A 20,674-nucleotide genomic window follows, 5' to 3' on the forward strand; every position below is an offset into this window, starting at 1 on the left:
CTCACTCCTTCGTGATCTGGAAGTTGAAGACGGATGTGTCGAAGTGGTTGTACGCCTCGTAGTCGATGAGGTCGTACAGGTCGGCGCGGTGCTGCATCTCTCCCAGGCGCCCGGTGAGGTGCCCTTCCTCGGTCAGCGTATCGAGCGCGCGCCCCGCGGCGCCCATCGCGATGCGCAGGAGCGAGACCGGCCAGATGACGATCCCGACGCCGACGCCGCGCAGCTGGTCGACAGAGAACAGCTCGCTCTTGCCGAATTCGGTCATGTTGGCGAGGATCGGCACGCTCACGGCGGATGCCATCGCCTCGAACTCGTCGAGGGTGCGCATGGCCTCGGGGAAGATCGCGTCGGCGCCCGCGTCGACGAGCGCCTGGGCGCGGTCGATCGCCGCGCCCAGGCCCTCGACGGCCCGGATGTCGGTGCGCGCCATGATGAGGAAATTCGGGTCGCGGCGGGCGTCGACGGCGGCACGGATGCGCTTGACCGCCGTGTCGGCGTCGACGACGGCCTTGCCGTCGAGGTGCCCGCAGCGCTTGGGGTTCACCTGGTCCTCGATGTGGGCGCCCGCGATGCCGGCGTCCTCGAGGGTCTGGATGGTCCGGGCGACGTTCATGGGCTCGCCGAAGCCGGTGTCGGCGTCGATGATGGCCGGCAGCTCCGTCATCCGCGCCATCTGCTGACCGCGGCCGGCGACCTCGGTGAGGGTCGTGAGCCCGATGTCGGGGAGGCCGAGGTCCGCCGCGAGGACGGCGCCGGAGATGTACACCCCGTCGAAGCCCTTCTGCTCGATGAGCCGTGCGGAGAGCGGGTTGAACGCGCCCGGGAAGCGGAGCAGCTCGCCGGCGGCGAGCCGCTCCCGGAGGATGCGGCGCTTGTCGGCCGCGGTCGTCGTGGCGTACAGCATCAGAAGAGGCCTCTCGGGGACGGCGCGGCGTCGAGGATCCCGGTCTTCGCGACGATGTTGAGCTCGCGGACCTCGTCGGCCGTCAGCGCGGGCAGGCGCTCGGCGAGCGCGAGGAAGCGGTCGATCTCGGCGGGCTCGAGGACGGGCTCGGCGAGGAGGCGGAACTTGCGGACGTAGTCGGCGCGCGCGAAGGGCCGGGCGCCCAGCGGGTGCGCGTCGGCGACGGCGATCTCGTCGGTGACGGTCTCGCCGTTCGTGAGGCGGATCTCGACGCGACCCCCGAAGGCCTTCTCGTTCGGGTCCTCGGAGTGGTAGCGGCGCGTCCACTCGGCATCCTCGGCCGTCGTGATCTTGTGCCAGAGGGCCACGGTGTCGGGGCGGCCCGCGCGCTCGGGGGTGTACGAGTCGACGTGGTGCCAGCCGCCGTCCTGCAGCGCGACGGCGAAGATGTACGGGATCGAGTGGTCGAGCGTCTCGCGGGAGGCCGCCGGGTCGTACTTCTGCGGGTCGTTCGCGCCGGAGCCGATGACGTAATGCGTGTGGTGGCTCGTGTGCAGGACGACGCGCTCGATGTTCGCCGGGTCGGCGAGCTCCGGGCGCTCCCCGTGGAGCTTGCGGGCGAGGTCGATCCACGCCTGCGCCTGGTACTCCGCGGAGTGCTCCTTCGTGTACGAGTCGAGGATGCCGCGCTTGGGCTCGCCCGCCGCCGGCAGCGGCACATCGTAGGAGGCGTCCTTGCCGTCGAGCATCCAGGCGATGACGCCGTCCTCGCCCTCGTAGATGGGGCTGGGGCTGGTCTCGCCACGCATGGCGCGGTCGACGGCTTCGACGGCCATCTTCCCCGCGAAGGCGGGGGCGTGCGCCTTCCACGTGGAGATCTCGCCCTTGCGGGACTGACGGGTCGCGGTCGTCGTGTGCAGGGCCTGGCCGACGGCCTGATAGATCGTGTCGACGTCGAGGCCGAGCAGGGTGCCGATGCCGGCGGCGGCGGACGGGCCGAGGTGGGCGACGTGGTCGATCTTGTGCTTGTGCAGGCAGATGGCCCGCACCAGGTCGATCTGGATCTCGTAGCCCGTCGCGAGGCCGCGGACGAGCGCGGCGCCGTCGGCGCCGACGTGCTGGGCGACGGCGAGGATCGGGGGGATGTTGTCGCCGGGGTGCGAGTACTCCGCCGCGAGGAACGTGTCGTGGTAGTCCAGTTCGCGGACCGCCACGCCGTTCGCCCACGCCGCCCACTCCGGGCTCGTGTGCGTCGCGTTGGCGACGCCGAACACCGTCGAGCCGGCGCCGCCGCGGGAGACGGGGTGGTCGAGGGCCTGCGCGCGGGCGGCGCTGACGGGGGCGCGGGTGATCGAGGCGGCGGCGACCGCGGCGTTGTCGATGACGCGGTTGATGATCATGTCGACGACGTCGGCGTCGACGTCCACGGGGTCGGCGGCGACCTCGGCGATCTTGTACGCCAGCTGCCCGGTGCGCGGGAGGTCTTCGTCGCTGCGGTGGACGCGGACGTGGTGGGTGACGGTCATGGGGTGGCCTCCAGGGAGTCGAGGATGCTGACGAGGGCGTTGTGCAGGTGGACGTGGGTGGCGTGCGCCGCGAGGTCGGCGTCGCGGGCGGCGATCGCGGACGCGATCAGCCGATGCTCGAGGGCGGATGCCGCGAGCCGCGCCGGGTTGTCGCGGGCGAGGCGGCGGACGCGGACGAGGTGCGTCCGCACGTTCCGCAGCGCGCCGGTGAGGTAGTCGTTGGCGACGGCGCCGTCGAGGGCGTCGTCGAACCGCGCGATGAGGCCGTAGTAGGCGTCGGCCTCCGCGGCCGGCTCGACGCGCGCGAACTCGTCGGCGAGGGCGGCGAAGGTGCCGGCGTCGCCGCGGGCGGCGGCCAGCCGTGCGGCCGTCTCCTCGAGCGCGCGGCGCACCTCGAAGAGCTCGCGGATGTCGCCGGCGTCGATGTCGGTGACCACCGTGACGCGCGGTGACGCCTGCGCGACGAGGCCGTCGGCGGCGAGGCGCCCGAGGGCTTCGCGCAGCGGTGTGCGACTGACGCCGAGCCGGGCGGCCTGCTCGACCTCGGCGAGCACGCTGCCGGGCCGGAGGGCGCCGGACTGGATCTCCTCGAGGAGGGCCCGGTACGCCCGATCACTCGCCCGCATCGACACCTCCTCGTGTCCGACGACTGTTGCCATGAGGCCCCAGTGTATACATAATTCCGTCGTGAAGGGTCACGAAGGCGACCTGGTCCGCTTTGGGTATACAAAGATGATGTCGGCGCTGTCCCCAATCCCTCCCGGACGGCGCGCTCCACACCATCGACTACCGTCGAAGGGTGACCGAGGACCCCCAGCCCTACATCGTTGCCACCGACGGCGCCTGCAAGGGCAACCCGGGGCCGACGGGGTGGGCGTGGGTCGGCGAGGACGGGCACTGGGCCGCCGGCGCCCTCCCCCAGGGCACGAACAACGTCGGCGAACTCCTCGGGCTGCTGCGCGCGATCGAAGACCACGCCGACGTCCCCCACCTCGTCGTGCAGGCCGACTCGAAGTACGCCATCGACACGTACGAGAAGTGGATGGACGGGCACCGCCGCCGCGGCTGGAAGACGTCGACCGGCGCCCCGACGAAGAACCGCGACCTGCTCGAGCAGCTCATCGTCGCGCGCGACGCGCGCCGCGCCGCCGGGCTCCCCGACGTCGTCCTCGAGCACGTCCGGGGCCACCGTGGCCACGTGCTCAACGAGTGGGCGGACGAACGGGCCGTCCGAGGCGCCGAGCACGGCGCCCAGGGCAAGACGAGCGCCTGGTCGTCCCTCGGCGGGCTGCACGAGAAGCTCGACGTCTCCGCCGCGCCCGCCAAGAAGCGCTGACTCAGTCCATCGAGCCCTCGAAGAGGCCGATGTCGTTGCCGTCCGGGTCGACGATGATCGCCCACCAGCTGGTCTCGGTGATGCCGGACTTCGGCAGCTTCACGCTGCCGCCCGATGCCGTGGCCTTCGCGATCGTCTCATCGATCGAGTCGACCTCGACGATCGACCGCGGCTGCGTGAAGCCCTCGGTGCGCACCGTCAGCGCCCCGCCGCCGAAGCCGCCCGGTGCCTGCCACGTCGGATAGTCGTCGAACCCGGGCGTGTCCTCGATCTTCCAGCCGAACAGATCACCGTAGAACGCGGTCGCCCGCGCGAAGTCCGTCACCGGGATCTCGGTGTGCGTGATGTCTCCATGCGCCATGACGGCTCCTCTCCTCCCCGCCAGTGTCGACCCACCCCCCGACACCCGCAAGGGAGGTCAGCGCGCGGCCGCGAGCAGCTCTTCGAGACGGTCGAGGGCGGGGCGCTGGCCCTTGACCAGACGCGCTCGCGCCCGGCCCACCGGCATCCATTCGATGCGGTCGACCTCGGGGAAGGACTGCGTCTGTCCCGACCGCGGCGGCCACTCCATCTCGAACTCGCCGTAGACGAACTCCGTCTCCGTGAACGCGGCGCCGTCGGCGACGAACACCGTCACCCGCTTACCGGAGGAGTACGCGAACGTGCCGAGTTCGGCGTAGGCGACGTCGGGCGCGTCGACTCCGAGCTCCTCGCGGAACTCCCGCCGCGCGGCATCCAACGCCGACTCGTCCTCGCCGTACTCGCCCTTCGGGATCGACCAGGCACCCTCGTCCTTCGCGGCCCAGAACGGACCGCCCATGTGCGCGACGAGCACCGACACCTCCCCCGTCCCGCCCAGGCGGTAGAGCAGGATGCCGGCGCTCGTCGTCGCCATGTCAGGCCGGGCGGCCCTTCGGGGACACCGTGTACGTCTCGTCGACATCGGTCACCGCGACGGGCGCGAGCGCGTCGGCGATGGCCGACATCGTGCCCTCGTCGAGCACCACGCCGGACGCCTTGACGGAGTCCTCGAGCTGCTCCGGACGGGAGGCGCCCACGAGCGCCGCCGCGACGTTCGGGTTCTGCAGCACCCACGCGATCGCGAGCTGCGGCATCGTCAGACCCGCCTCCTCCGCGATCGGCTTGAGCTTCTGCACGGCCGTCAGGACCTCGTCGTTCATGAAGCGCTGGATGAAGTGCGCCCCGCTCTTGTCATCCGTCGCGCGCGACCCCTCGGGAACCGGCTGCCCCGGCAGGTACTTGCCCGACAGCACGCCCTGCGCCATCGGCGACCAGACGATCTGCGAGATGCCGAGCTCTTCCGAGGCCGGCACGACCTTGCCCTCGATGACGCGCCAGAGCGCGGAGTACTGCGGCTGGTTCGACACGAGCTGGAACTTCAGCTCCTTCGCCAGCGCGGCGCCTTCGCGCAGCTGCTCGGCCGTCCACTCGCTCACGCCGATGTACAGCGCCTTGCCCTGGCGGACGACGTCGGCGAAGGCCTGCATCGTCTCCTCGAGCGGCGTCTCGTAGTCGTACCGGTGCGCCTGGTACAGGTCGACGTAGTCGACGCCGAGGCGGGAGAGCGAGCCGTTGATGCCGTCGAAGATGTGCTTGCGGGAGAGGCCCTGGTCGTTCGGACCCTTGCGGCCGATCGGCCAGTAGACCTTCGTGAAGACCTCGAACTGCGTACGGTCCAGGCCCTTCAGCGCCTCACCGAGGACGACCTCGGCGGCCGTGTTGGCGTACGTGTCGGCGGTGTCGAACGACGTGATCCCGAGGTCGAGCGCCTTGTGGACCGTCGCGATCGCCGCGTCGTTGCCCACCTGGGAGGCGTGCGTCACCCAGTTGCCGTAGGTGATCTCCGAGACCTTGAATCCGCTGTTGCCGAGATAGCGATAGTTGACCATCCCTCCACGCTAGCGGCGCCGCGCGGGGGCGGGGCCCGGATCGGCGAAACGTTTTCTGACGTCGCGCACCGCCGCCGCTGCCGTGTCCGCACTGCGAACTGCAGAAGCGAGCGTGACGGGTGGGGCGTGGGACAGCACACCTGCCACAGCTTTCACACCCGATCCTGCATTTCGCTCGAGAGCGCGCAGGGGCGGGAGCAGCGGGTCGTCGCCGTCCGGTCAGGCGACGGGGACGTCGTCCGCGGCGCGCTGATCGTCCTCGGTGGCGACGAGCTGGCCGCACGCCCCGTCGATCTCCTTGCCGCGGGTGTCGCGGAGGGTCGTCGGGATGCCGGACTCGTTGAGGCGGCGGACGAACTCGTTCTGGACGTCGACGTCGGATGCCGTCCAGATCGACCCCGGCGTCGGGTTCAGCGGGATCGGGTTGACGTGCACCCAGCCGCGACCGCGGGCGTTGAGCTTCTCCGCGAGGAGATCCGCGCGCCAGGCGTGGTCGTTCATGTCCTTGATGAGCGCGTACTCGATCGACACGCGCCGGCCGGTCTTCTCGAAGTAGGTGCGGGCGGCATCGAGCGCCTCGTCCACCTTCCACCGGGAGTTCACCGGGATGAGCTCGTCGCGCAGGTGGTCGTCCGGGGCGTGCAGCGAGAGCGCGAACGTCACCGGGATGTCTTCGGCGGCGAGCTTGAGGATCGCCGGCACGAGGCCGACCGTCGACACCGTGATGCCGCGCGCGCTCATGCCGATGCCGTGCGTCTTGTCGACCATGACCCGCACGGCCTGCATGACCCGCGCGTAGTTCGCGAGCGGCTCACCCATGCCCATGAACACGATGTTCGTGACGCGCTCGCCCTCGTGGCCGAGTCCCCGCGGGTCGCCGAGCCCGCCGTCGGCGATGAGGCGGTTCGCGCGGACGATCTGCTCGATGATCTCCGCGGCCGACATGTTGCGGGTGAGGCCGGCCTGACCGGTCGCGCAGAACGGGCAGTTCATGCCGCAGCCGGCCTGGCTCGACACGCACAGGGTGATCCGTCCCGGGTAGCGCATGAGCACGGACTCGACGAGAGCGCCGTCGTGCAGCTTCCACAGGAACTTGATCGTGTCGCCGCGATCGGTTTCCAGCCGCCGCACCTCGGTGAGCAGCGGCGGCAGCATGCCGGCGACGAGCTCGTCGCGGCCGGCGGCCGGGAGGTCGGTCATGAGCGCGGGGTCGGAGGTGAAGTGCGTGAAGTAGTGCTTCTCGAGCTGCTTGGCGCGGAAGCCCGGCATCCCGAGCTCCTTCACCTTCTCCACCCGCTGCTCGGGGGTGAGGTCGGCGAGGTGCACGGGCGGCTTGCCGCGCTTCGGGCTCGCGAACTGGAGGAGGGGGCGCCCCTCCTCGTCCTTCTTCTGCGACCAGCCCTCGGTGGCGGGGCGCACCTGGCGCGGCGGCGCGGTGCGCAGCTTCGTGGCGCGCACAGGGGAGGACTCGGTCATCGTTCCAGGGTAGAGGAGCGACCTGGGCGAGTGCCGCGTGGCGCGGGCGACACCCTGCCGCCGCCGTGTCGCCGGGAGTACCGTGAGCGCGTGGACGCGAAACGACGCGCCGCGCTGAATGACCTCCGCCGCCGCGTCTACGGACCGGAGGGCGCGCACGACACCGAGACGCTGGACCGGCTGCGCGTTCTCGAGGAGGAGATGCACCGCGACGTGCCGCCGACCGAGGCGTTCGCCGCCCCGGCCCTCACCACCGTCGCCCCCGAGACGGCGACCGTGTACACGGCCACTCCCCCGCGCGCCCGCGACGCGGAGAGGCCCGCCTGGCGGCGGACGGTGCCCACGGCCGTCGGGGCGGTCGTGATCGTCGTCGTGGCCCTGGCGCTCAGCGGCGTGTTCGGCCGCCCGCCGGCGATCACCACCCACGCGGTGCCGGCGGCCGAGGCGCGCGCCCTCGCCGCAGACGCCGGTGCCGTCATGCTGCAGCGCATCGTGGTCCTGAGCGGCTTCGACCTCGTGCCGCTGCCGGAGGGCGAACACGTTCCGGCGTTCCCGACGGACGGGACGATGCAGTGGGCCGTGCTGGTCGCCCACAGCCACGGCTGGGCCGTGTGGATCGCGGGCGCCGACGGCGAACGCGGGACCGAGCACTGCCTCGCGGCGGAGCGGGAGGACGAGGCGTGGGCGCGCTGCGTGCTCGCCGACGATCAGGACGATGAGGTCCTCGCCGTCACGGTGCCGGGTGCGGCGTCGGGACGCGGCGGGCGTCCGCTGCCCGGCGAGCGCCTGGGGTTCTGGTGGTCCGCTGCCGAGCGGGCGATCTACGTGGTGCGCACCACGACGAACGGAGACTGAGCGTTCGGTAACGTGGAGCCATGAGCGATGACGTCCGGATCCGCGACATCGGCCCCGACGATGCCGGCGAGGTGCTCACGATCCAGCGCGCCGCGTTCCTGAGCGAGGCGCAGATCTACCGCAGCGTCGACATGCCGCCGCTCACCCAGACGCTCGAGGAGCTGCAGGCCGAGCTCCGCGACAACCTCGGCTGCGTCGCGCTCGACGGCTCCCGGATCGTCGGCGCCGTCCGCGCGCAGCGCGACGGCGACCTGCTCCTCATCGGCCGGATCGCGATCGCCCCCGATCAGCAGGGGGCCGGCATCGGCTCGCAGCTGCTCGCCGCGGTCGAGAAGCGGGGGCGGGATGCCGGCGCGACCGAGGCGGAGCTGTTCACGGGCTCGCTCAGCGAAGCGAACCTCCGCCTCTACGAACGCGAGGGCTACGCCGAGACCGAGCGCGTCCCCGGCGACGGCAGCGACCAGATCTTCCTGCGCAAGCCGCTGGCCTGAACCGGCCGCGCCCGTGGTCTCCCTCGAGTCCCTTGCCGCCTTCGCCGTCGCGGCACTCGTCCTGATCGTCATCCCCGGCCCCGCCGTGCTGTTCTCGGTCGGCCGGACCCTCGCGCTCGGGCGGCGCGGCGGCCTGCTGAGCGTGCTCGGCGTCACGCTCGCACTCATCCCGATCGTCATCCTCGTCGCCTTCGGCGTCGGCGCCGTCATCGCCCAGTCGATCGTGCTGTTCACGGTCCTGCGGGTGCTGGGCGCGCTGTACCTCGTGTATCTCGGCATCCAGGCGATCCGGCACCGCAAGGACAGCGCCCCCGACGTCGTGGCGGCGCGGCTGCCGCAGTCGCCCGCGACCCAGCTCCGGCAGGGCTTCGTCGTCGGGATCACCAACCCGAAGACGATCGCGTTCTTCGTCGCCGTCCTGCCGCAGTTCGTCGACATCCGCGCGGATGCCCCGGTCCCGCTGCAGATGATCGAGCTGGGCCTCGTGTTCGCGGCCATCGCGCTCATCTCCGACAGCGTCTGGGTGTTCGCCGCCGCGGCCGCCCGCGCCTGGTTCGCGCGCTCCCCGAAGCGGATCGAGACGCTGACGGCCACGGGCGGCGGGATGATGATCGGTCTCGGCGGCGTCCTCCTCGTCACAGGACCCCAGCACTGACGCGCCGGCGCTCGACTAGCGTGGACATCCTCATGACGTCGCAGCGCATCGCCTTCCTCGACGTGGACGGCACGATCCTCGAGCACGGCTCGGTCATCGCCCCCTCCACCGTCACCGCCGTCCGCACCGCCCGCAAGAACGGGCATCTCGTGTATCTGAGCACGGGCCGCTCCGACGGCGACGTGCACCCCGACGTCCGCGCCATCGGCTTCGACGGGGCGATCACGAACGGCGGCGCCTACGCGACGCGTGGCGACGAGCTCATCGTCTCCCACCCCATGCCGCGGCGCGAGGTGGAACGGCTCGTGGCCTACTTCACGGCGCACGGGATGGAGTACTTCCTGCAGTCGCACGAGCGGGTGTTCGCGAGCCCCGGCATCCGCGTCCGCGTCGACGAGTTCATGCGCCACCGACGGGAACGGCGCGCCGAGGACCTGCGCACGCTCGGGGTGGCGGAGGACGACCTTCCGGACGTCTCGCTGCACCAGTATGCGGACGTGTCCGAGGCCGACCTCGACGAGATCGCCAAGGCGGTGTTCGTGAGCGACCGCTCCGACAGCCTCGACCGGGCGCAGACCGACCTCGGCGACACCTTCCACGTCATCCCGGGCAGCATGCCGATGCCGGGCGGCAGCAACGGCGAGATCAGCATGCTCGGGACGACGAAGGGGGCCGCGATCCTCGAGGTGCTCGCGCTCCTCGACCGCGACCCCGCGGATGCCATCGGCATCGGCGACAGCTGGAACGACGTGGAGATGTTCGAGGTGTGCGGCGTGTCCGTCGCCATGGGCAACGCGGACCCCGAGCTGCAGGCCCGCGCCGACCGCGTCACGACCGGGGTGCTGGATGACGGCGTTTGGAACGCCTTCGTCGCCCTCGGCCTCGTCTGATCCGTCCGCCTCGCCTCAGTCGAGGAAGATGTCCGGGTAGAGCTCGGCATCCGGTGTGCCGGGCGTCGCGGCGTACCGCGCGAAGTCGGTGACGCCGGCGTCGCGCAGCACGTCCTCCACGATGAGGCTCTGCCCGGTGTAGTCCCGCGCGGGCTTCCGCAGCACCTCGTAGGCGGCATCCGCGTAGATCTCCGGGGTGCGGCTGACCTTCATCATCCGGTCGCCGCCGAGCGCGAACTGCACGGCGGCGGTCGCGATGGTCGTCGCCGGCCACAGGGTGTTGGCGGCGATGCCGTCCTTCGCGAACTCCGCCGCCATCCCCAGGGTCGCCATCGACATGCCGTACTTGGCCATCGTGTAGCCGGTGTGCGCGCCCAGCCACTTCGGGCTGAGGTTCAGCGGCGGCGACAGCGACAGGATGTGCGGGTTCTCCGCCTCCTTCAGGATCGGGATCGCTGCGCGGGAGAGCAGGAAGGTGCCGCGCACGTTGACGTCCTGCATGAGGTCGTACTTCTTGGCGGCCAGGTCGAGCGAGCCGGACAGGTCGATGACGGAGGCGTTGTTGACGACGATGTCGATGCCGCCGAACTCGCCCTGCGTCTTCAGCACGGCCTCGGTGATGTCGTCGTCATTGCGGACGTCGCCGACGATCGGAAGGGCCTGTCCCCCCGCCGCGCGGATCTCCTCGGCGGCGCTGTGCACGGTGCCGGCGAGCTTGGGATGCGGTGTGTCGGTCTTTGCCAGCAGGGCGATGTTGGCGCCGTCGCGGGCCGCGCGCAGGGCGATGGCGAGGCCGATGCCACGACTGCCGCCGGACATCAGGATGGTCTTGCCGGCGAGGGTGGCGGTCATGAGGGCTCCTTGGTCGTGCGCTTGGCGGACGCCGCGGCGAAGGCCGCGACGCGCGCCTTCGACTCGTCCGTGTCGAACCGGGCGCCGATCGAGCGCGCCTCGTCGTCGAGGTTGTCCGCGAAGCCGCGCCCCGCGCCGGTGCGGATGAGGCGCTTGGCCTGGCCGTACGCCGCGGTGGCGCCGTCCAGCCAGGACTGCGCGACCTCCGCAGCGCGGGCGCCGGGGTCGGCGGCGATCTCGGTGACGAGGCCCCAGTCCAGGGCCGTCTCGGCGTCGATCGTGACGTCCTGCAGCAGCATCCGCAGGGCCCGGCGCTGGCCGATCGCGGCGGGGAGAAGCGTGGAGACGCCGAGATCGGGAGTCAGGCCGATGTTCGCGTACTTGCTGACGAACTTCGCCCCCTCGGACGCGACGATGTAGTCGGCGACGAGCATGAGCCCCAGGCCGCCGCCCGCGACCGGCCCGTCGACGGCCGCGACGATCGGCTTGTCGGATTCCACGAACGCACGGATGCCGTCGTGGATCGTGTGGGCCATCTCGGTCACCGCCGCGCCGCCCGCGCCGGATCCGGCCATCGCGACGACGTCGCCGCCGGCGCAGAAGCCGCGGCCGTTGGCATCCAGCAGGATCGCGCCGACCGTCGGATCGGACGTCAGCTCGCGGGCGACCTCCCGCCAGCGGGTGCCCATTTCGAAGTCCATCGCGTTGAGGTACGCCGGACGGTTGAAGGTCATGCGCGCGAGCGCGCCCTCACGGGTGAGGAGGATGGTGTCACTCATGCCGTCGCTCATTTCGGGGCCATGCGGATCGCGCCGTCGAGACGGATCGTCTCGCCGTTCAGATAGCCGTTCTCGACGATGGACTGGACGAGCGCGGCGTACTCGTCGGGCCGACCGAGACGCTGCGGGTACGGGACCTGCTGGCCGAGCGAGTCCTGCGCGGCCTGCGGGAGCGAGGCCAGCATGGGCGTCTCCATGATGCCGGGCGCGATCGTGCAGACGCGGATGCCGTAGCGGGCGAGTTCGCGTGCGATCGGCAGGGTCATCGCGTGTACGCCGCCCTTGCTCGCGGCGTAGGCCGGCTGCCCGATCTGGCCGTCGAAGGCGGCCACGGATGCGGTGTTGACGATGACGCCGCGGTCGCCGCCCGCGGTGGGCTCGGTCTTCGCCATCGCAGCAGAGGCGTGCGCGATCACGTTGTACGTGCCGATGAGGTTGATGCGGACGATCTTCTCGAATCCGCCGAGCGGCGACGGGTTGCCGTCCCGGTCGAGGACCTTCGCGGGCGGAGCGACGCCGGCGCAGTTGACGACGATGCGCAGGGGGGCGACGTCTGCAGCGGCGACGGCGGCGGCGACCTGCTCGCCGTCGGTGACGTCTGCGGGGGCGAAACGGCCGCCGAACTCCGCGGCGGCATCCGCGCCGTTCGAGCCCGGCAGATCCACGATCGTGACGAGCGCACCCGCGGCGGCGAGGCGGCGAGCCGTGGCGAGGCCCAGGCCGCTGGCGCCGCCCGTGACGAGGGCGCCGGATCCGGCGATGTCCATGCGTTCTCCTTCGAACTGGTATTCCGTTCCACACTACGCGGGACTGCGTGCCAGGACCGCATCCCTGCGAACAGGCTACCGGGCCAGGCGACCCTCGTCCCCGCTGACAAACCACGATCAGCGTGAGAAACACGTTCCAGCGCGGTTTCTCATGCTCGATGTGGTTTCTCGGCTGCACGGCCTGGCCCCGCGTCCCGCGCGCGCCGTCACCATCCGCTGCGCGTGGGCGTGTGACCTGCCCGTGCGTCGTCGGGCATCGCCATCTCGGCACGCACGCCGAGGAGGCGCAGCGGCCTGTCCGGCTCGATCCGGGCGACGAGCGCCATGATCTCGGCGGTCACCACGGCCCGGTCGAAGGTGGGCTCGATCTTGTGCACGAGCGTCTTCGTGGTGAACGGCGCATAGCGCACCTTGAGCCCCACCCCGACGACGGGGCGCCCCTCGGCGATGACATCCTCGAGCACCTGGGCGAGGAGGTCGCGCGCCGCCTGCTCGATGTCGGCGCGCGCGGCGACATCCTGCTGGAAGGTGGTCTCGCGCCCGTGCCCCCGCGCCACCCAGGGGGTGTCGTCGACGACCGCCGAGCCGTCACCGCGTCCCAGCTGCCGGTACCACGGGCCCATCTTGGGCCCGAACTCCGAGACGAGCACCGCTTCGTCGGCGGCCGCGAGCTGTGCGACCGTGAGGATGCCGTGGGCGGCGAGCCGCTTGGAGATCTTGCCGCCGACACCCCAGAGCTCGATCACCGGCCGCTCGCCCACGAACGAGAGCCAGTTCTCGGCCGTGAGCCGGAAGGTGCCGCGCGGCTTGCCGAAGTCGGTCGCATTCTTCGCGCGGATGAGGGTGTCGCCGATCCCGACGCTGCAGTGCAGGCGGGTGCGCTCGAGCACCTCGTCCTGGATGCGCCGCGCGGAGGCCTCGGGGTCGGAGGTCGTGACGCCGACGAAGGCCTCGTCCCAGCCGAGCACCTGGACCACGGCGCCGGGCTGGGCGCGCAGCGTCGCCATGACCTCCTCCGACGCGGCGGTATACGCGGGCGCGTCGACCGGCAGGATGATCGCGTCGGGCGCCTTGCGGGCGGCGATGCGCAGCGGCATCCCCGACCCGACTCCGAACGCCCGCGCCTCGTAGGACGCCGTCGACACGACGGCGCGCTCCGTGGGATCGCCGCGGCCACCCACGATCACCGGCTTGCCGGCGAGCTCGGGTCGCCGGAGCACCTCGACCGCCGCGATGAACTGGTCGAGGTCGACGTGCAGCACCCACGGACGAGCGGAGTCGGCCATGCGCCCAGTGTGCCATCGCGGATCCCGATGCCGAGTGGGAGAATTCGCGACGTGGAGCATCCGATCATGTTCGACGAGACCGATCCGCTGCTGGCGCGGGTGCGCGGCATCGCGCTCGCGCTCCCGGAGGCGGACGAGAAGGTCAGCCACGGGCGCCCCGCGTTCTTCACCCAGAAGGTCTTCGTGTACTTCGGCGGATCGCAGCGCATCGACGGCGAGTGGTTCGCACACGACGCGGCGATCATGGTGCAGCCCGATCCCGACGACGGCCCCGCCCTGCGACAGGACCCGCGGTTCTGGGTGCCGGGGTACCTCGGCCCCTCCGGCTGGCTGGGTCTCGACCTGGACGGGGGCACCGACTGGCAGGAGATCGCGGAGCTCATCGAGTCGTCCTACCGGGTGACGGCGCCGCGCCGGCTCGTCCGCGCCCTCGACGCTCGCTGAGTGGGGACCCGAACCCTACGAAGAGCCGAGGATGACGTTCCACGACCCGGTGAGCACGGCGGCGGTCACCGCGGTCAGGCTGATCGCCGCGCCGATCGCGACGAGCAGCCACTCCCGCCGCCCGAACGTCGAGGCGCGCGCCCAGGTGCGCGAGATCGGCGCTCCGAATCCGCGGGCCTCCATCGCCGTGGCGAGCTTCGACCCGCGGCGGATCGAGAGGACCAGCAGCGCGAACGCCATGCCCGCGAAACGGCGGATGCGGCCGCGGTCGGCCACCCCGCGCGCCCGACGGGCCAGTTCGAGCGCCCGCCAGTCGTCGAGGAAGAGACCGACCATCCGCAGGCCGGCCAGCGCGCCGAGCACGAAGCGGGCCGGCAGCCGGACGATCTGGGCGAGGCCGTCGGCGAGGTCGGTGGGGTCGACGGTGATGAAGAGCACGACCGAGGGGAGCGCGATCGCGAGCACCCGGAGCAGCGTCGCCGCCGCGAGGGCGAGGGAGCCGTCGCTGACCCGGACGAACAGCCACTCGAAATGGACCTGACCGGATGCCTCGCCGTACAGCGCGATGGTCAGCGCGGTCAGCGGCGCGGCGAGCCAGACGGGCCAGGTGCGCACCCAGAATTCGCGCCACCCGACCCCCGCGAAGGGGAAGAGGATCAGCTCGAGCACCAGCGCGACGGCGGCGGAGACGACGTCCAGGGTGAGGATCAGCGGCAGCGCGATCAGCCCGCTCGCGGCGAGCTTCGCGACCGGGTTGATCCGGGCGAAGCCGCCGGTGCGTGCGTGGGCGTCGAGCTGCGTCATCCGCTCAGCTCCACCCGTCGGGCGTGCAGCGCCTCGACGACGGCGGCATCGTGGGTGATCGTGACGATGGCGCTGCCCTCGTCACGGAGCCCCGCCAGCAGTGCCACGAGCTCGGCCCATGTCACGGAGTCCTGACCGAAGGTCGGTTCGTCGAGGACGAGCACCCGGGGCCGGGTGGCCAGGGCCGCTGCGACCGTGAGCCGGCGCTTCTCGCCGCCGGACAGTGTGTACGGATTGGCGCGCGCGAGCGAGGACAGCCGCAGCCTTCCGAGCAGCTCGTCGACCCGCCGCGCCGTCTCCGCCTCGCCGAGCCGAAGCGCGCGCGGCCCCACCTCGAGTTCCTCCCGCACGGTGGGTGCGAGCAGCTGGTGCTCGGGATCCTGGAACACCGTGCCGATCCGGGTGAGCAGCTCACGCGACCGCCAGCTCCAGGGCGCGGGTCCCGCGCCGGCGGCGAGCGCCTCGGTCGCCCGCAGCGTCCCCGCCGCAGGGGGCAGCAGCCCGGCGAGGGTCAGCCCGAGCGTCGTCTTGCCGGCGCCGTTCGGCCCCGTGATCGCGAGGGCCCCGCCGGCGTGCACGTCGAGGTCGACCCCCGTCGCGACCGGGAGGCCGCGGAGCCGTTCGACGGCGAGGCCGCGTGCGCTCAGCAGCACATCGCCGTGCGGCCGAGCGGGAGGGGCCGGCATGGCCGGCGGGATGCCGGGCACCCACACTCCGGCCTCGGCCAGCCGCCTGCCGTTCGAGCCCAGGACGTCGGCCGGGGTGCCGTCGGCGACGACGCCGCCGTCGCCCAGCACGATCACACGGTCGACGATCGGCAGCCAGACCTCGGTGCGGTGCTCGACCACCATGAAGGTCGTGCCGGTGCGGTCCAGGAGCCCCGCGACCGCATCGCGCACATCGGCGACGCCCTGGGGGTCGAGGTTCGCGGTGGGCTCGTCCAGCACGAGCAGGCCGGGCCGCATCGCGAGGGCCCCGGCGAGCGCGAGGCGCTGCTTCTGCCCGCCCGACAGGTGCTTGGTCGGGCGATCCTTCGGCACGTCGAGGCCGACCGCGGCCAGCGCCTCGTCGACGCGGCGCCAGGTCTCGTCTCGGGGGATGCCGAGGTTCTCGCAGCCGAAGGCGACGTCGTCGCCGACCCGCGCGAGGATGACCTGCGAGTCCGGGTCCTGCAGTACGAGGCCCGCACGTCCGCGCACGTCGGCGGCCGGCCGGCCGTCGAGCAGGAGCTCGCCCTCGGCTTCGCCTTCCTCGTCGCCGCCGAGCACGCCGGCCAGTCCGTGCAGGAGCGTGGACTTCCCCGATCCCGACGCGCCGAGCAGCAGGACGCGCTCCCCCGCGCCGATCTCGAAGGAGACGTCGCGCAGCGCCCAGGCGCGCCGTGACGCGTGGCGCCAGCCCCAGCCACGGGCGTGAACGGCTGCCGGGCGGCCGACGATCATCCGTCAGACGCGTTCGCGCGCGGCACGACCCGACCCGAACCGGTCGAGCGCGCCCGTCCGCGCGAGGCCCCGGGCGATGAGCCAGGCCCCGCCACCGGCGATGACGGCGCCCGAGAGCACCGAGGAGACGAGGTAGACGATCGTGAACGTGGTGTCCGAGCCCGCGTACCAGAGGATCAGGTTGTTGACCGCGCCGGCGAGGGCGGCCCCCGCACCGGCCAGCACCGCGACGGGCAGCGACCACAGCCGGTAGGCGACGATCAGGAAGACGATCTCAGCGCCCAGTCCCTGCACCAGCCCGGCCTCGAGGGTGAGGAAGCCGCCCCACTGGTTGCCGACCAGCGCCGAGACGACGGCGGCGAGGGTCTCGGTGTAGATCGCGGCCCCGGGCTTGCGGATGACCAGCGCGCCGAGCACCCCGGCGAACAGCCACGGACCGTCGAGCAGGCCCTGCAGGCCGGGCAGCAGGGGGTCCAGCAGCGCCTTCGGCCCGAGGTAGCCGATGTTCCACAGCAGGAAGATGAGGCCGGATGCGACCCCGAGGACGCTGGCGACGACGATGTCGACGACCCTCCAGCGGAAGCGGCTCCGCGTGGCGACGGGTGCGGGCACGGACGTGGATGTGCTCATGTTCTCTCCTCCCTGCGCCGGCATGATCCGGATCAGGTTCGACGGTCGAAGCGTGGTTCGCTTCCTCTCAGCCCGGCTCACCGGACTCCCGTGGTTGTGCGCTCGAGTATACCGAGCTGCTCTTCACGGCGGCGGTTCGAGGCCGCTCTCGCGGCGCGGTACTTTGATGGGATGACCCGGCCCCCCGCCCCGCCTCAGCGCCGGGCGTTGGAATGGGTCGATGAGCGCGCGCTGGCGGCGGCCCCGCCGCGCATGGACCTCCGGACCGCGACCGCCCCCTACGCGATGGTCAGTCCCGACCTGCTCGAGCGCCGGCCCCGGCGTTCGCCGTTCCGCCCGGGCGTGCTGGTGTCGATCGGCGGGATGCTGCTGCTCGTCGCGGCGTATGTCGCCACGACGCTGCTCTGGCCCCTGCACGCCGTGCCGCCGGTGATCACCGCCAGCCAGATCTCGGCGGTCTCCGCGCCGCTGTCGGCGCCGGCCTGGCCGGAGGAGGGTGCGGCCGCCGTCAGCGTCGACGGCATCGCCGGGACCGTCTCCTCGACCGCCGACCCGGCGATGATGGCGAGCATCACGAAGCTCGTGACGGCGCTGCTGGTGCTCGACCAGCAGCCGCTCACGGTCGGCGAGCCCGGCCCGGAGTACGCCTTCACGGCGCGCGATCGCGCCACGTACCGGGAGTTCCTCTCCCGCGGAGAGTCCGCGCTGGACGTGCCCGTCGGCGGCACTCTCACGCAGTACCAGCTGCTGCAGGGCATGCTCATCGGCTCGGGAGGGAACTACGCCGAACGCCTGGCGCGGACGTTCTGGCCCTCGGATGCCGTCTTCGCGCGCGCTGCGCGGGACTGGCTCGCGCAGCACGGCCTCTCCGGCATCACCGTCGTCGAGCCGACCGGCATCGACGAGGGCAATCTGGCTGCCCCCGCCGCCGTGCTCGCCCTCGCCGACCGCGCCCTGGCCAACCCCGTGATCGCGGAGATCGTCGACACCGAATCGGTCACGCTGCCCGGCGCCGGCGAGGTGGAGAACACGAACGACCTGCTGGCCGATCCGGCCGTCACCGGTGTGAAGACCGGCGGCCTCGAGGAGTACTACAACCTCGTGGCCGCCCGCGAAGTCGTCGTCGGGGAGACGACGGTGCGCGTGTACGCGACGGCGCTCGGCCAGCCCACCGACGCGGAGCGCGACGAGGAGACCGCGCGTCTCCTCGAAACGGTCTCGGCCGAAGTCGCACAGCCCGCCGTGCTGCCCGCAGGAACCGTCGCCGGCGTCGTCACCACGCCGTGGGGCGCACGCGCGGAGGTCGTGACCGACGAAGCCGGCGCCGTCGTGCTCTGGAACGGCGCATTCGCGGTCACCGAACCGGCATTCGAGCTCGACGCGGCGCGGGCCGCGGGCGACAGCGTCGGCCGGCTCAGCTTCGAAGGCCCGCTCGACAGGGACACCGTGGGGCTCCGGCTCGCGGGAGACATCGAACCGCCGTCGCGCTGGTGGCGCCTCACACACCCGCTCGAGCTGTTCGGCCTCGTCGACTAGCGCCGCCGCGGTCAGACGAAGCGGACGGTCTGCTGCAGGCGGGTGCGCACGTCGAACAGCTCGTTGCCGCCGATCTCGCGGGCGCCGGTGACGCCCCGGCGGAGGACGGTCGCCAGCGCGGCGCGGGAGACCACTGCGACGGGGAGCGACTTGACCCGGCCGAGCTCGTCGATCGCGACCGACACATCGTCGTCGGGCAGGACGACGATGGCGCCGCTGAACTTCACGCGCGCGGCCCGCCCGAGGGTCCGGGCGCCGGCGACGAGGGTCGCGACCGGCGTGCCGGACACGGCATCCCCGATCACCTCCCCGCGCCGGGTGCGGACGGGTCCGCCGAAGTCCTCGGACAGCACGGCGTACAGACCGCTCGGGCCGAGCACGATGTGGTCGAGCTTCGCCTCCGGCCCGCGGTCGCGCGCCTCGATGTCATGCCAGACCGTGTACCCCATCCCGAGGTCCGCGACGATGCGCGCCGTCGCCTCCTCGGCCAGCGCATCGGCGAGCAGGCGCCTGATCTCATGCGGCGCCGTGCGGACGAGGGCCGGGTCGTACGGGTCGGCGAGCGTCACCCCGCGGCCGGCCCACTCCCGGATGAGGGTGAGGTAGCGCTCCCGGCGCCACCCGCCGGGCTGGCCGTGCGTGCGGGCCTTGGGCCGGGTATCCGCCGGTCGGCTCGGCGGGCGCCAGCCCGGTCCGGCGGGCGCGAAGGAGACCGACGTCTCACCGAAGCCGTGCCCGCGGTCGTACGCCGCGCGGGCGGCCGGCGTCCCCACGAGCTCCCATGCGCGCTGCACCTGCACGAACTGCACCGCGTCGCCACCGGTGTCGGGATGGGTCTGCCGCAGCCGCAGGCGGTAAGCGCGACGCAACCCCTCCTCGTCGACGTCGGGGGCGACCTCCAGGACGTCGTACGCGGAGGCGGAGAGCGGGCTGTCGAACACCGGTCAGCCCCAGAGCGGCGTGCCCGGCCGGTAGGCGAGCGCCTCCGCCGCGATGTCGGGAGCCAGGTCGGCGAAGGTCGCGGGCTGCCAGCGCGGCGACCGGTCCTTGTCGACGAGCTGCGCCCGGATGCCCTCCACGAGATCCGGCTGGGTCACGGCGAACCACAGGACCAGGCCGTACTCCTGCGCGAGGGCGTCGCGCAGACCCGGCAGCTCCCGGGCGGCCCGGATCGCGTCGAGCGTCACGGCGAGACCGGTCGGCGAGAGCTCGGCGAGGGTCGCCGCCGCCTCCACGGCCTCCGGTTCGGGCCGTGCCCGCAGCCGGTCGACGATTTCGGCGACCGTGGGGGCGGAGAACGCCGCGTCGATCCACGGGCGCGCCGCTTCCAGCCGGGAGGGCGCGGCGGTCTCATCGAACAGCAGGACGAGCTCGTTCGGGGTCGACGGATCGGCCCGGGTGACGAGCGCCTCGTGCAGATCGCCCAGGTGCGCGCTCCGCACGAAGTGGTCGGCGAAGCCGGCGTAGATCGCGTCGGCGGCATCCATCGCGGCGCCCGTCAGCCCCAGGTACTCCCCGATGCGGCCGGGCGTCCGCCCGAGCAGCCAGGAGCCGCCGACATCGGGGGTGAAGCCGATGCGCGTCTCGGGCATCGCCAGTCGGGAACGCTCCGTGACGACCCGCACCCCGGCGTGGCCGGCCAGGCCGATGCCGCCGCCCATCGTGATGCCGTCGGCGAAGACGACGACGGGCTTGGGGTACTCGGCGATGCGGGCGTTCAGTGCGTACTCGGCACGGAAGAAGGCGCCGGTGTCCTCCGGACGGCCCCCGACGATCTGGTCGTACAGGCCGCGGACGTCGCCGCCCGCGCACAGCCCGCGGTCGCCGGCACCGTCGAGCAGGATCACCTGGACGTCGGGGTCCTCCTCCCAGCGGTCCAGGGCCGCGGCGAGATCGTCGATCATGCCGAGGTCGAGCGCGTTGAGCGCTTCGGGCCGATCGAGTGTGAGGTGGCCGACGCTCCCGTCCGCCCGGGCGCGGATGCGGGTGTGCGGGGTGCCGGTCGCGGTATCGCTCTCCGTGGTGCTCACCCGGGCAACGTTACCCGCGCCCGGAGGGGCCGTTCCGCACAGCGCGAGACGCGCGTTTCAG

At 72.2% G+C, this 20,674-nt stretch carries 23 protein-coding genes and 1 riboswitch; of the genes, 7 read left to right on the plus strand and 16 right to left on the minus strand.

What is annotated here, in order from left to right; all coding sequences use genetic code 11:
• Position 1: 1 nt before the first annotated feature.
• From prpB to MSA03_RS04100, 3 genes are read right to left on the minus strand one after another with little or no spacing between them, the layout of a single operon-like run.
• A complete protein-coding gene (gene prpB, locus MSA03_RS04090; RefSeq protein WP_147049751.1) occupies positions 2-904 on the minus strand; it encodes a methylisocitrate lyase in 903 nt (300 codons plus the stop codon).
• Positions 904-2,430: an MmgE/PrpD family protein gene (locus MSA03_RS04095; RefSeq protein ID WP_147049752.1), complete on the minus strand. Its 1,527-nt coding sequence runs from the start codon at positions 2,428-2,430 to the stop codon at positions 904-906. Before MSA03_RS04095 ends, prpB begins: the two co-directional genes overlap by 1 nt.
• Positions 2,427-3,056 carry a GntR family transcriptional regulator gene (locus tag MSA03_RS04100; RefSeq protein WP_147049952.1) on the minus strand — a complete coding sequence of 210 codons (630 nt, stop codon included), beginning with the start codon at positions 3,054-3,056 and terminating at the stop codon, positions 2,427-2,429. The genes MSA03_RS04095 and MSA03_RS04100 overlap by 4 nt, the downstream gene beginning before the upstream one ends.
• Positions 3,057-3,229: 173 nt before the next feature.
• On the opposite strand from MSA03_RS04100, the gene MSA03_RS04105 reads away from it, so the two are divergent.
• Positions 3,230-3,766, plus strand: a complete 537-nt coding sequence (locus tag MSA03_RS04105) for a ribonuclease H family protein (protein ID WP_028496395.1) — start codon at positions 3,230-3,232, stop codon at positions 3,764-3,766.
• Between the two features lies 1 nt (position 3,767).
• Here MSA03_RS04105 and MSA03_RS04110 read toward each other — a convergent pair whose 3' ends face one another.
• The 4 genes from MSA03_RS04110 to rlmN form a co-directional block, all read right to left on the minus strand.
• Positions 3,768-4,127 carry a VOC family protein gene (locus MSA03_RS04110; protein ID WP_028496394.1) on the minus strand — a complete coding sequence of 120 codons (360 nt, stop codon included), beginning with the start codon at positions 4,125-4,127 and terminating at the stop codon, positions 3,768-3,770.
• A gap of 57 nt (positions 4,128-4,184) precedes the next feature.
• Positions 4,185-4,661: an NUDIX hydrolase gene (locus MSA03_RS04115; protein ID WP_147049753.1), complete on the minus strand. Its 477-nt coding sequence runs from the start codon at positions 4,659-4,661 to the stop codon at positions 4,185-4,187.
• Between the two features lies 1 nt (position 4,662).
• The gene (locus MSA03_RS04120) at positions 4,663-5,676 is read right to left on the minus strand and encodes an aldo/keto reductase family protein (protein ID WP_147049754.1); all 1,014 of its coding nucleotides are present in this window, start codon (positions 5,674-5,676) and stop codon (positions 4,663-4,665) included.
• 219 nt (positions 5,677-5,895) lie between these two features.
• Positions 5,896-7,152 carry a dual-specificity RNA methyltransferase RlmN gene (gene rlmN / locus MSA03_RS04125; RefSeq protein WP_147049755.1) on the minus strand — a complete coding sequence of 419 codons (1,257 nt, stop codon included), beginning with the start codon at positions 7,150-7,152 and terminating at the stop codon, positions 5,896-5,898.
• A 90-nt stretch (positions 7,153-7,242) separates the two neighbouring features.
• Here rlmN and MSA03_RS04130 point away from each other — a divergent pair, with 90 nt between their 5' ends.
• From MSA03_RS04130 to MSA03_RS04145, 4 genes are read left to right on the plus strand one after another with little or no spacing between them, the layout of a single operon-like run.
• Positions 7,243-8,007, plus strand: a complete 765-nt coding sequence (locus MSA03_RS04130; protein ID WP_147049756.1) for a hypothetical protein — start codon at positions 7,243-7,245, stop codon at positions 8,005-8,007.
• A 20-nt stretch (positions 8,008-8,027) separates the two neighbouring features.
• A complete protein-coding gene (locus tag MSA03_RS04135) occupies positions 8,028-8,498 on the plus strand; it encodes a GNAT family N-acetyltransferase (protein ID WP_028496389.1) in 471 nt (156 codons plus the stop codon).
• Between the two features lie 13 nt (positions 8,499-8,511).
• On the plus strand, positions 8,512-9,153 hold the full coding sequence (locus tag MSA03_RS04140; protein ID WP_147049757.1) for a LysE family translocator: 642 nt from the start codon (positions 8,512-8,514) through the stop codon (positions 9,151-9,153).
• Positions 9,154-9,185: 32 nt separating this feature from the next.
• A complete protein-coding gene (locus MSA03_RS04145; RefSeq protein WP_147049758.1) occupies positions 9,186-10,043 on the plus strand; it encodes a Cof-type HAD-IIB family hydrolase in 858 nt (285 codons plus the stop codon).
• A gap of 15 nt (positions 10,044-10,058) precedes the next feature.
• Here MSA03_RS04145 and MSA03_RS04150 read toward each other — a convergent pair whose 3' ends face one another.
• The 4 genes from MSA03_RS04150 to MSA03_RS04165 all read right to left on the minus strand — a co-directional run bounded on the left by MSA03_RS04150 (position 10,059) and on the right by MSA03_RS04165 (position 13,727).
• Positions 10,059-10,895 (minus strand): SDR family oxidoreductase, encoded by an 837-nt coding sequence (locus tag MSA03_RS04150; protein ID WP_147049759.1) that lies wholly within the window; start codon positions 10,893-10,895, stop codon positions 10,059-10,061.
• The gene (locus MSA03_RS04155; RefSeq protein ID WP_147049760.1) at positions 10,892-11,674 is read right to left on the minus strand and encodes an enoyl-CoA hydratase/isomerase family protein; all 783 of its coding nucleotides are present in this window, start codon (positions 11,672-11,674) and stop codon (positions 10,892-10,894) included. The genes MSA03_RS04150 and MSA03_RS04155 overlap by 4 nt, the downstream gene beginning before the upstream one ends.
• Positions 11,675-11,682: 8 nt before the next feature.
• The gene (locus tag MSA03_RS04160) at positions 11,683-12,441 is read right to left on the minus strand and encodes an SDR family NAD(P)-dependent oxidoreductase (protein WP_147049761.1); all 759 of its coding nucleotides are present in this window, start codon (positions 12,439-12,441) and stop codon (positions 11,683-11,685) included.
• A gap of 206 nt (positions 12,442-12,647) precedes the next feature.
• Positions 12,648-13,727, minus strand: a complete 1,080-nt coding sequence (locus tag MSA03_RS04165; RefSeq protein WP_174799843.1) for a DNA polymerase IV — start codon at positions 13,725-13,727, stop codon at positions 12,648-12,650.
• Between the two features lie 51 nt (positions 13,728-13,778).
• Between MSA03_RS04165 and MSA03_RS04170 the strand changes: the two genes are divergently transcribed.
• Entirely contained in the window at positions 13,779-14,171 is a 393-nt protein-coding gene (locus MSA03_RS04170; protein WP_244946313.1) for an MmcQ/YjbR family DNA-binding protein, read from the plus strand.
• Between the two features lie 15 nt (positions 14,172-14,186).
• On the opposite strand, the gene MSA03_RS04175 is transcribed toward MSA03_RS04170, so the two are convergent.
• From MSA03_RS04175 to MSA03_RS04185, 3 genes are all read right to left on the minus strand, one after another.
• A complete protein-coding gene (locus MSA03_RS04175) occupies positions 14,187-14,975 on the minus strand; it encodes an energy-coupling factor transporter transmembrane component T family protein (RefSeq protein WP_147049762.1) in 789 nt (262 codons plus the stop codon).
• Complete coding sequence (locus MSA03_RS04180; RefSeq protein WP_174799844.1) at positions 14,972-16,417, minus strand: ABC transporter ATP-binding protein; 1,446 nt, start codon at positions 16,415-16,417, stop codon at positions 14,972-14,974. Before MSA03_RS04180 ends, MSA03_RS04175 begins: the two co-directional genes overlap by 4 nt.
• A 3-nt stretch (positions 16,418-16,420) precedes the next feature.
• Positions 16,421-17,047: an ECF transporter S component gene (locus tag MSA03_RS04185; RefSeq protein WP_028496374.1), complete on the minus strand. Its 627-nt coding sequence runs from the start codon at positions 17,045-17,047 to the stop codon at positions 16,421-16,423.
• Positions 17,040-17,149: riboswitch (TPP riboswitch) on the minus strand. Its footprint overlaps the gene before it by 8 nt.
• Positions 17,150-17,218: 69 nt before the next feature.
• Between MSA03_RS04185 and MSA03_RS04190 the strand changes: the two genes are divergently transcribed.
• Positions 17,219-18,583 carry a D-alanyl-D-alanine carboxypeptidase family protein gene (locus MSA03_RS04190; RefSeq protein ID WP_147049763.1) on the plus strand — a complete coding sequence of 455 codons (1,365 nt, stop codon included), beginning with the start codon at positions 17,219-17,221 and terminating at the stop codon, positions 18,581-18,583.
• Positions 18,584-18,594: 11 nt separating this feature from the next.
• On the opposite strand, the gene MSA03_RS04195 is transcribed toward MSA03_RS04190, so the two are convergent.
• Together MSA03_RS04195 and MSA03_RS04200 are read right to left on the minus strand one after the other, a co-directional pair.
• Positions 18,595-19,524: a nuclease-related domain-containing protein gene (locus tag MSA03_RS04195; RefSeq protein ID WP_147049764.1), complete on the minus strand. Its 930-nt coding sequence runs from the start codon at positions 19,522-19,524 to the stop codon at positions 18,595-18,597.
• A 3-nt stretch (positions 19,525-19,527) separates the two neighbouring features.
• Positions 19,528-20,613, minus strand: a complete 1,086-nt coding sequence (locus MSA03_RS04200; RefSeq protein ID WP_261798685.1) for an enoyl-CoA hydratase/isomerase family protein — start codon at positions 20,611-20,613, stop codon at positions 19,528-19,530.
• Between the last annotated feature and the right edge of the window lie 61 nt (positions 20,614-20,674).

The sequence above is a fragment of the Microbacterium saccharophilum genome (genome assembly GCF_007992455.1).
GTDB classification, from domain to species: domain Bacteria; phylum Actinomycetota; class Actinomycetes; order Actinomycetales; family Microbacteriaceae; genus Microbacterium; species Microbacterium saccharophilum.